This is a genomic window from Ruminococcus sp. RTP21204st1_B2_RTP21204_210225, assembly GCF_040914135.1.
GTDB lineage: Bacteria > Bacillota > Clostridia > Oscillospirales > Ruminococcaceae > Hominimerdicola > Hominimerdicola aceti.
On the sequence record NZ_JBCPGA010000062.1, the window covers coordinates 1 to 9,197 of the forward strand.

General features: G+C 43.4%; 8 protein-coding genes. 3 read left to right on the forward strand and 5 right to left on the reverse strand.

Annotated features, from left to right (window positions below; genetic code table 11):
* Window positions 1-511: 511 nt before the first annotated feature.
* From mfd to AB5123_RS13105, 4 genes are all read right to left on the reverse strand, one after another.
* Window positions 512-3,967: a transcription-repair coupling factor gene (gene mfd / locus AB5123_RS13090; protein WP_368364924.1), complete on the reverse strand. Its 3,456-nt coding sequence runs from the start codon at window positions 3,965-3,967 to the stop codon at window positions 512-514.
* Window positions 3,968-3,994: 27 nt separating this feature from the next.
* Window positions 3,995-4,618: an aminoacyl-tRNA hydrolase gene (gene pth / locus AB5123_RS13095; protein ID WP_117865607.1), complete on the reverse strand. Its 624-nt coding sequence runs from the start codon at window positions 4,616-4,618 to the stop codon at window positions 3,995-3,997.
* A gap of 167 nt (window positions 4,619-4,785) precedes the next feature.
* Window positions 4,786-5,190, reverse strand: a complete 405-nt coding sequence (locus AB5123_RS13100) for a DUF2752 domain-containing protein (protein ID WP_195221437.1) — start codon at window positions 5,188-5,190, stop codon at window positions 4,786-4,788.
* An 11-nt stretch (window positions 5,191-5,201) separates the two neighbouring features.
* Window positions 5,202-5,615: a hypothetical protein gene (locus AB5123_RS13105; protein ID WP_207661410.1), complete on the reverse strand. Its 414-nt coding sequence runs from the start codon at window positions 5,613-5,615 to the stop codon at window positions 5,202-5,204.
* 148 nt (window positions 5,616-5,763) lie between these two features.
* Here AB5123_RS13105 and AB5123_RS13110 point away from each other — a divergent pair, with 148 nt between their 5' ends.
* Window positions 5,764-5,979, forward strand: a complete 216-nt coding sequence (locus AB5123_RS13110; protein WP_022288672.1) for a helix-turn-helix domain-containing protein — start codon at window positions 5,764-5,766, stop codon at window positions 5,977-5,979.
* 47 nt (window positions 5,980-6,026) lie between these two features.
* Here the strand turns inward: AB5123_RS13110 and glmU are convergent, their stop codons facing one another.
* Window positions 6,027-7,454 (reverse strand): bifunctional UDP-N-acetylglucosamine diphosphorylase/glucosamine-1-phosphate N-acetyltransferase GlmU, encoded by a 1,428-nt coding sequence (gene glmU / locus AB5123_RS13115; protein WP_046441900.1) that lies wholly within the window; start codon window positions 7,452-7,454, stop codon window positions 6,027-6,029.
* 226 nt (window positions 7,455-7,680) lie between these two features.
* Here glmU and AB5123_RS13120 point away from each other — a divergent pair, with 226 nt between their 5' ends.
* Window positions 7,681-8,499 carry an AraC family transcriptional regulator gene (locus tag AB5123_RS13120; RefSeq protein WP_195519810.1) on the forward strand — a complete coding sequence of 273 codons (819 nt, stop codon included), beginning with the start codon at window positions 7,681-7,683 and terminating at the stop codon, window positions 8,497-8,499.
* Window positions 8,500-8,512: 13 nt separating this feature from the next.
* Window positions 8,513-9,007, forward strand: coding sequence for a hypothetical protein (locus tag AB5123_RS13125; RefSeq protein ID WP_337812287.1), 495 nt, complete (start codon window positions 8,513-8,515; stop codon window positions 9,005-9,007).
* Window positions 9,008-9,197 lie beyond the last annotated feature (190 nt).

Consider the following 9,197-nt stretch of genomic DNA (forward strand, 5'->3'; position numbering starts at 1 on the left):
TTACATTATATCACACTTTTTATCTTTTGTCAACCCCTTTTCTGAAGTTTTTTCAAAAAAGTTTTTTGACTTCCGATTTTTTCGTGCTTTCTAATGTGCTGTCTTAAATCAGCTTATCTATTATATCACATTAGCTAAGCTTTGTCAAGACTTTTCTTTGTGAATTCTTTATGAATTCGTTTGAACTCTTTTGTGAAGTTCTTTTGTGCTACTCCTCAGGTCTCTTCTGTTCTCCCGAACCTTTTACCTTCGTTTCGCTTCTTTCTTTATCGCGCTCTCTCGAGGCGACTTGTTTATTTTATCACTTTTATGCCATTTTGTCAACCCCTTTTTTCGCTTTCTGCTTTTTTTACACTTTATTTCCCTTTTCTTATCTCTTTTTGTCCATTTTGCTTCGCTCCTTTGTTCTTTTGATACAAAAAGTGACAACTGAGCGTCGCTCAGTTGTCACTTTGCTCGGTGTTTCCTCTATTTTGTGTTAATGATTTACTCGGTATGGCTCCGCCATTCCTCACTTCTCATTCCTCATTAATCTTACCGTTTCCGCCATTAATTCTGCAGCTTTCTGCTTTTTCTCCAATGTCACTGCAAAATACGGCTTATCTCCGTCAAAAAACCTGATCCTATTCTTATAAGCTCCATACAACGCTTGTATCTGTTCCACCTCTGCGGTTTTCACAAAGAACAGCACCTTATCTCCTCTTTGTGTTATTTCCTTTATGCCAAGCTTTGAAGCAGTATTTCTCGTAAGTGCAACGTTCACCAATCCCAGCACTGATTTCGGCGGGTCGCCGTATCTATCTATAAGCTCGTCGATAACGTCCCTGGAATCCTCCTCATTGCCTATGGAAGCTATCTTCCTATAGCAATCTATCCTCTGTGACAGATTTTCTATATAATGGTCAGGTATAAATGCGTCTATGGATATATCCACCAAACAATCCTCAGGTGACGGTGGCAGAGCCTCTCCCTTTTGTTCGGCTATAGCCTCATTTAGAAGTCGCAGATACATATCATATCCCACCGCTTCCATATGTCCATGCTGTTTACCGCTGAGTATAGAGCCTGCACCTCTTATTTCAAGGTCACGCAACGCTATCCTGAAGCCTGAGCCGAACTGTGTGAACTCTCTTATTGCATCAAGCCTTTTTGCCGCTACCTCCGTGAGTACCTTGCCACGTCTGAAAGTGAAGTACGCAAAAGCACGGCGGTTTGATCTTCCCACACGTCCTCTAAGCTGATAAAGCTGTGAAAGTCCTAATCTGTCAGCGTCCTCTATTATAAGTGTATTTACATTCGGCACGTCAACACCTGTTTCGATTATGGTGGTGCAGACAAGGATATCTATTTCTCTGTCGCAAAGCTGCCGCCATATTTCCGACAGCTCCTCCTCAGGCATTTGTCCGTGTGCGAACGCTATCCTTGCGTCAGGGAGCATTTCCTGAAGCTTATTTGCGGTCATCATGATAGTTTCCACCCTGTTGTGGATATAATACACCTGACCGCCACGTCGCAGCTCCTTGCTTATGGCCTGCGCTATAACGCCCATATTATGCTCTATAACATAGGTCTGAACAGGGTGTCTGTCCATAGGCGGTTCCTCTATGACCGACATATCTCTGATACCGCTCATTGCCATGTTAAGCGTTCTTGGTATCGGGGTAGCTGAAAGTGTCAGCACATCAACGCCCTTGAAAGTTTCCTTGAACTTTTCCTTATGGGCAACACCAAAACGCTGTTCCTCGTCTATGATAACAAGACCCAAATCCTTGAACTTAACGTCTTTCTGCACAAGCCTGTGCGTGCCTATGATAAGGTCGATAGTGCCACGGTTAAGCTCTCTTATTATCTGCTGTTGCTCCTTTGGTTTTCTAAATCTCGACAAAAGCTCCACCTTCACCGGAAAATGCTCAAATCTTTTTATCGCCGTCTGATAATGCTGCCATGCAAGAACAGTTGTTGGCACAAGTATAGCCACCTGCTTGTTATCGAGCATACACTTGAACGCCGCACGGAGAGCCACCTCCGTTTTGCCGAAGCCCACATCTCCGCAGAGAAGTCTGTCCATTGGAGACGGCTTTTCCATATCCGTCTTTATCTCCTGTATAGATCTTAACTGGTCGTCGGTTTCCTGATAGTCGAAACGCTCCTCAAAATCCGCCTGCCAATCGTTGTCAGGGGAAAAAGCAAAACCCTTTGCCATTTGTCTTTGAGCATAAAGCTTTGTAAGCTCCTCCGCCATATCCTTTACGGCAGACTTTACCTTGTTTCGTGTCTTTGTCCACTCCATAGAGTTGAGCTTATTAAGCTTCACTGCCCCGTCATCTCTAGGTCCTATATATCTTGACACAAGGTCAAGCTGAGTAACAGGCACATAAAGCACGTCCGTACCTGCATATTTTATGGTGATATAATCCTTTGTTACACCGTTCGTTTCTATATTTTTTATTCCTGAAAATCTGCCTATTCCGTACATAGCGTGAACAACAAGATCGCCTGTCTGTATATCCGACAGGCTTTTTATCTCTTCTCCTGCCTTGTGATGGGATTTACGCTTCTTTGCACTCATGGCTTTCATCTGAGTGATAGCCGCACAGCCTATGTCAGGATAATCAAAGCCACCTGACAGACAGCCCGTGCGCAGGTATACTTTACCCTTTATTATCTCGCTGTCCTCAGTGAGTATCTCCGCAGAGATGCCAGCATCATTAAGGTCTTTATTTATAATAGGAAGCGTCTTCTCCGAGCCTGCCAGCACAACAGTGCAATACCCCTGAGAGCAGAGATTTTTCAGTTCTTCTTCAAGATTGATGATATTACCGCCCCAAGCCGCCGTTTGTCGGCAGTCGGTATTGATAAGCTTTTTGAACTTCACGCCGTTGTTAGAGCGCATAAAGCTGTCAAGAAACACCGACTTCATTTGTGTTATTTTTAGTTCCGCTTGTGGTATATCAAGATAAAAGCCCTCCAGCTTTCTGAAAAGTATGCCGTCCTCATAAAGAAGCTTCATATCCTCTGAAAGCTGAGCAAGAGCCGCCTTGCCCTTTTCGATACAATTTGTATACTCCGACACAAGGCAAACACCGCTCTCAAAGTAATCAAACACTGTTGTGAGCTTGTCATAGCACACAGTATAATACTTATCAAGATTTGTGAGAGTGATACCGCTCTGAGCCGTTTCTATATCCCTTGAAATATTCGTTCTTATCTTATCGGTACGGCTTCCACGGACAGACTTCGACAAGGCTTCAAGCTTTGTCACAAGGTCATCAGTGTCAGGGAAGATTATCTCCAAGGCAGGGAAAACCGTTATCTCGTCTATTGGGTCGGTACGCCTTTGGCTTTCGGGGTCAAAATATGAGATAGAGTCAACCTCGTCGCCCCAAAGCTCTATTCTCACAGGACGTGACTCCTGCACAGGGAAAATATCGGCAATAGAGCCTCTCACAGAAAACTGCGCCTGACCCTCCACCTGATCTGTTCTTGTATAACCGCCTGCAAGCAGTTTGTTCGTAAGCTCCTCAAGGCTGAGTTCGCCCCCTGTTTTTATCTCAAAGGAAAACTCTTTCAGCTTATCCTGCGGAATAGTTCCCTGCAAGCAAGCTTCCATGCTTGCGGCGATTATCTCGCATTTGCCCTGAGTGATGAGAGAAAGAGCTTCCAGCCTTTTGTGCTCATATTCTCTTGAAACGCCCTCCATGTATGCAAAGTTCAGGTCTTTTGCAGGAAAAACGCAGGCAAGCTGTTCCCCAGCCATTTCGTTTATATCCACTGTCATTCTAATAGCAGACGCTTCGTCGTCGCATATAACAAGGCAAGGGGAAAGCCTGCTTAGAGCCATTGCGGTCTGAGCCTTGTGTATATTTGAAACGCCCGTGACCGCACAAGGGGTAAACCCTTTGAGCAGGCAGTTTTTCACATCTTTATAAAAGCCAAGACGGCTCGCCATTTCGTAAAAAATATTCATCTTGCTGTTCTCCGAAAAAAAATATGCTTAATTAAACTTGTTCATAGCCTCGTTTATCTTGCCCTGCACCATAAGCTCCACAGCCTCGCAGGTGTTTTTATCCACATCAGAAAGCTTTTTCATTTCCTCGTCAGTGAATCTTGAAAGCACCCAGTCAGCCAAGTTGTAATCAGGGTGAGGCTTTTTGCCCACGCCTATTTTTACCCTTGGGAAATCCTGACCGCCGCACAGTGCAATAATGCTTTTTATGCCGTTATGACCGCCAGCCGAACCGTTTCTGCGTATCCTCATTTTGCCCACGTCAAGTGAAATATCGTCATAGACCACGACAACATTTTCAAGCGGTATATCATAAAAGTCCATAGCGTCGCTGACAGCCTCACCGCTATTGTTCATGAAAGTTTCAGGCTTCATGACAAGACAGCTTTTTCCGCCTATAACGGCACGTCCCACAAGAGCCTTGAACTTATGCGTATTCACCGAAAAGCCGTATTTCTTTTCCATAGCCGCCACCGCAAGAAATCCTGCGTTATGACGAGTATTCTCATAAGCCACACCGGGGTTGCCAAGCCCCACGATAATATACTCAGGCTTGCCCATAGCCGTTTCCCTCTCGGCAGACAATTTCTTTAATTTCTCAAATATATCCATTGTAAATTCTCCTATCTTTTATAATATGTCAGCCCCGACAGCTTATTCTATCCACGCACAATAACCCCGTCTTTATGCAAGACGGGGTATAAACAAAAGCCGACATTTTACTGTCGGCTTTATTATAGCATATGAGATTTTGTTTGTCAAACGAAAAATGAATAAAATCAGCATATCGTAAGAAAAGGCAGGATATTTCTCATAACATAATACAAAGGCAGGCTTCCGAGCAAAACACCTAGAAACACATAGCTCCTAGGAAATATCCTGACCTTTTTACCAAAAGAATAAAACACCGCTTCCACATAAAACATTCCTGCAATGATAATAAGCATTGGCACGGTTATATTATATCCCAAAGCTTCCAAAACATGACCTTTAAACAATGCTTTGATACATCTTGTGTTTCCGCAGGCAGGGCAAAGATAGCCCGTAGCTTTGTGAAAATAACATTCTGGTAATTTGTTCCCTAAATTAATAATTATATTTTTGTTTATATAGGTAAACAAAGCCAATAATGGTACAATAACCATTATCAGCTTTGCGAGTTTTATACTTATTGTTTTACACATTGTATTATTTTTTATCCGAGCGCATCTACGATAGAACCTACTGTGGAAATAACGATAATAGAAGGTATAAGTGCGATTATTCCGCAGACAAGACCGGCTATAGCCATTCCTTTTCCGCCTTTTTTAGTAAGTAAAGCACAGCCACCAAAAATTACGGCAAGTATTCCGCAGATAATTCCAACTACGCCGAAACAGCTTACAACAAGGGATAAGATACCCAATACCATTGACGCAATAGCCAGCCCGCTTGTTGGATTTGACGGTGCTGAAGATTGCTGAATATATATCGTGTTTTGCGCCGGCTGTGCCGATACGACAGTCTGTAAAGGATTAGGCGAACCACAGCTTTTGCAAAACCTTGCGGTGCCTGAGTTTGAAGCTTGGCATTTTGGACACTGCCAAGCATTAGTATTTTGATTCTCCATAATATAAATCTCTCCCGTTACAACAATATTTTTAAAACCATACGGTTTTAATATGTATAGCATAGCACAAAAATATGGTAAAGTCAATAGTACCAATAGGTACTAAAATCACTTTCTACAAATTATACAAAAAGCAAGGAGAATTTTTATGTATTTCCAGAGATTAAGGGATCTAAGAGAAGATAGCGACATGAACCAAACGCAGATAGCCGAAATTCTTTTTACAAGTCAGACAGTGTATTCAAGATATGAGCGTGGTGCAAGAACTATCCCCGTGGAACACCTCCTTATTCTAGCGGACTTCTATGGCGTTTCCACCGATTATATCCTCGGCAGGACAAACAACAAAAAGCTAAACAAATAAAAGACCCTGCCTTACAAAAGACAGGGTCTTGCTAATATTTAGGTATATTACTTCTCCTCAGACTTGCCGTGGATAGCCTCGAACTTTTCTGTTCTCGCCTTGAGCTTCTTCTCAGCGTAGCCCTCTTTGATAGTCTCTCTGCCACGCTCGATAGCAAGTGCGTTGTCAGGGATATCAGTTGTGATAGTTGAGCCTGCCGCTGTGTATGCACCCTTGCCGACTCTTACAGGTGCAACAAGGTTTGTGTTACAGCCGATGAAAGCATTGTCCTCAATAACAGTTCTGAACTTCTTGTCGCCGTTGTAGTTTACTGTTACAACGCCACAGCCGAAGTTTACATTTGAGCCGACGTCAGAATCGCCGATGTATGTAAGATGTGCCACCGCTGTGTATTCACCGATAGTGGAGTTCTTTATCTCCACAAAGTCGCCTATCTTCGCACCCTTCTTGATGTGTGAATTAGGTCTGAGCTGAACATAAGGCCCTATCTTAACGTCGTCCTCGATAACAGACTCGTAAGCCTGAACATTGTTAAGGTTTACGCCGTTTCCTACAGTTGTGTTCTCTATTATGCAGTTGTTGCCGATATTGCAGTTTTCACCGATAGTGGTGTTTCCTCTGAGGATAACTCCGCTGTGTATCTTTGTTCCATGACCGATAGTAACATTGTTTCCAATAGAAACACCGTCTGTGCAGCAGAACTCGATACCCTCGTCAAGCCACTTTCCTATTATCTCATATCTTGCGATATCATTGAGCGCAAGCAGACCACGTCTGTCATTTGCACCAAGCGCAACATGAGGATTTGCAGAAATAAATGCGTCAGCCTTTTTGCCCTTTGCAATAAGCAGCTCGATACAGTCTGTAAGATAATACTCGCCCTGAGCGTTCTCTGGCTTGATGTCGAAAAGAACTTCCAGCAGATCAGCCGTCTTGAACCAGTAACAACCTGAGTTTATCTCAGTGATAGCAAGCTGCATAGGTGTGCAGTCCTTGTGCTCAACTATTCCTGAAATGCCATTCTCAGTGCGGATTATTCTGCCGTAGCCTGTAGGGTTCTCAACTCTTGATGTAACAACAGTTACACCGCAGTCCTTTTCAGTATGAAGCTCCAGCGCACCCTTGATAGTTTCTGCGTCGATAAAAGGAGCGTCGCCGCAAAGTATAAGTGTGTTCCCCTCAGCGTGAGCCTTAAGAAAATCAGCCGCCTGCATAACAGCATGACCTGTGCCAAGTCGCTCTTCCTGCATAACAGTGCAGATATCAGCCTTTGACTTTCTCTGTGCAAGATAATCCTCTATCTGCTGACCCTCGTAGCCTTTTACAACGCAGATATCGTCAAGCTCTGCATTCTCGCAGGCTGTCAGCACCCACTCCAGCATAGGTTCACCGATAACATTGCACAAAGCCTTTGGCATATTGGTCTTCATTCTCTTGCCCTGTCCGCCGGCAAGAATAATAACATTGTTCTCCATAATACAAATTCCTTTCAGATACGTCCCACAAAATAAGACTTGGCACTTTCGCACCATTTCCTTATTATTATAATACGGTTGGGATAAAAAGTCAACAGTTGGTTCATATTTTATCGCAATTTATTCTTTTGCTTGACAACATATTGCGACACTGCTATAATAAAATGTGTAGTTATCATGTTCATATATTGCAGTTTTTTTCTGCTTCAGATATGGGGGAAAATATATGCAGAAACAATTCTATCCTGTTATAGGAACTGAAAAAGCTCTGCCATTTTATATCATCGGCATAGGCGTGAGCTGCTGGCAGTTTCCTGTCAGCAGACCGGAGGGCTATGATTATCCTCAGCTTTTCGTCTGTCTTGAGGGCGAGGGTGAGGTAACGGTAGACGGCAAGACCGTAAAAATAATGCCTGACAGCATTTTCTATATACCACCGCACTGTCCCCACGAATATAGAGCCATGACTCATTCATGGTATCTTGACTGGGTGTGCTTTGACGGCAAACAGGCTCTCGAGCTGCTGAAAGAATGGGATCTTAACAAATTTCATGTTTTCTTAAACTGTGGCGCAGAGCGTATGCACAAGCTTTTTGACAGCGCATATTACACCATAAAAAGCGACAAGGCATACGGCAACTATTATGCCTCCGCACAGCTTTACGATATGCTTCTCGAATACCGCAAGCTTTCAGACGATAAGTTCCCATACAAGAGCCGTGTAAATTCCGAAGCCGTCGCAAAGGTCATGAAATACACCGAGGAAAATTATTCAAAGCCTATAAAGCTCGCAGATATGGCGGCTGTGGCAGGGGTATCAGAACAGCACCTTTGCAGACTTTTCAAGAAAAATTTCAGCATAAGACCAATGGAATATTTAAACACAGTGCGCATAAGCCACGCAAAGGAGCTTCTTACCTACTCCTCAAAGACAGTTGCGGAGATAGCTTCGGAAACAGGCTTCAGCGACAGCTCGTATTTTTATGTTGTATTCAAAAAGCACGAGAATATTTCGCCTGCGGAATACAGGAAGATAAAGGCATAAGGTGGCAATAAATATGGAACAAAAATATATCTATTCCTTTTCTCAGATAGAGGATAAGGTCAAAGCTTTGCATGAAACCAATACTGAGGCTGCAGCAGCCGTTGCCCTTTCATGGCTGGGTCTGAGCCGTGATGAGCTTAAAACACTCAGGGTATCAGACTACAACAGCACAATGCGAATGCTCCACTCTGCAGGCAGAGTGGTGTACGTCCGTGAAGATCTTATAGCAGATATGCTTAAAGCTATATGCGAGGAGGCTCCTGAATACAGCATGGGCTTTTTTATCACAGACGTGAACTCTGCATACGAAACAGCAGAAAAGCAGGAGCTTTCCCCTATCAGCGTGCTTAAAATGAGATACTTCTACGAAAAGCACAGTGCAAAGCTTTCAGGAGAGCCTGAGGACAGAGTATTTCTCAAAGAGATACTGCGCTCAGTTGGCGAAAGCGAAGCTGATATGGAAAAGCAATTCGCCGAATACGAAAAGGACGCACCTGAAAAAATATAGACCATTGCCACTGCACAAATACATCGTCTATATGTAGTTCATTTGCCTGCACATCTATTTGTTATAATTCACAAGACGGCTTTCAAAGCCGTCTTTTTTATGTCCTGACAACAAAAAAAGGGGCTGTAAAAAAAGTCCCCAAGAAAAAAGGCTGCGATCTTGCCAAAAAGCAAGACAGCAGTCTTTTTTT

Excerpts from the sequence above, each read along its gene's own strand:
- mfd (WP_368364924.1), bottom strand. The coding sequence starts at position 3,967 with ATGAATATTTTTTACGAAATGGCGAGCCGTCTTGGCTTTTATAAAGAT.
- pth (WP_117865607.1), bottom strand. The coding sequence starts at position 4,618 with ATGGATATATTTGAGAAATTAAAGAAATTGTCTGCCGAGAGGGAAACG.
- AB5123_RS13100 (WP_195221437.1), bottom strand. The coding sequence starts at position 5,190 with ATGTGTAAAACAATAAGTATAAAACTCGCAAAGCTGATAATGGTTATT.
- AB5123_RS13105 (WP_207661410.1), bottom strand. The coding sequence starts at position 5,615 with ATGGAGAATCAAAATACTAATGCTTGGCAGTGTCCAAAATGCCAAGCT.
- AB5123_RS13110 (WP_022288672.1), top strand. The coding sequence starts at position 5,764 with ATGTATTTCCAGAGATTAAGGGATCTAAGAGAAGATAGCGACATGAAC.
- glmU (WP_046441900.1), bottom strand. The coding sequence starts at position 7,454 with ATGGAGAACAATGTTATTATTCTTGCCGGCGGACAGGGCAAGAGAATG.
- AB5123_RS13120 (WP_195519810.1), top strand. The coding sequence starts at position 7,681 with ATGCAGAAACAATTCTATCCTGTTATAGGAACTGAAAAAGCTCTGCCA.
- AB5123_RS13125 (WP_337812287.1), top strand. The coding sequence starts at position 8,513 with ATGGAACAAAAATATATCTATTCCTTTTCTCAGATAGAGGATAAGGTC.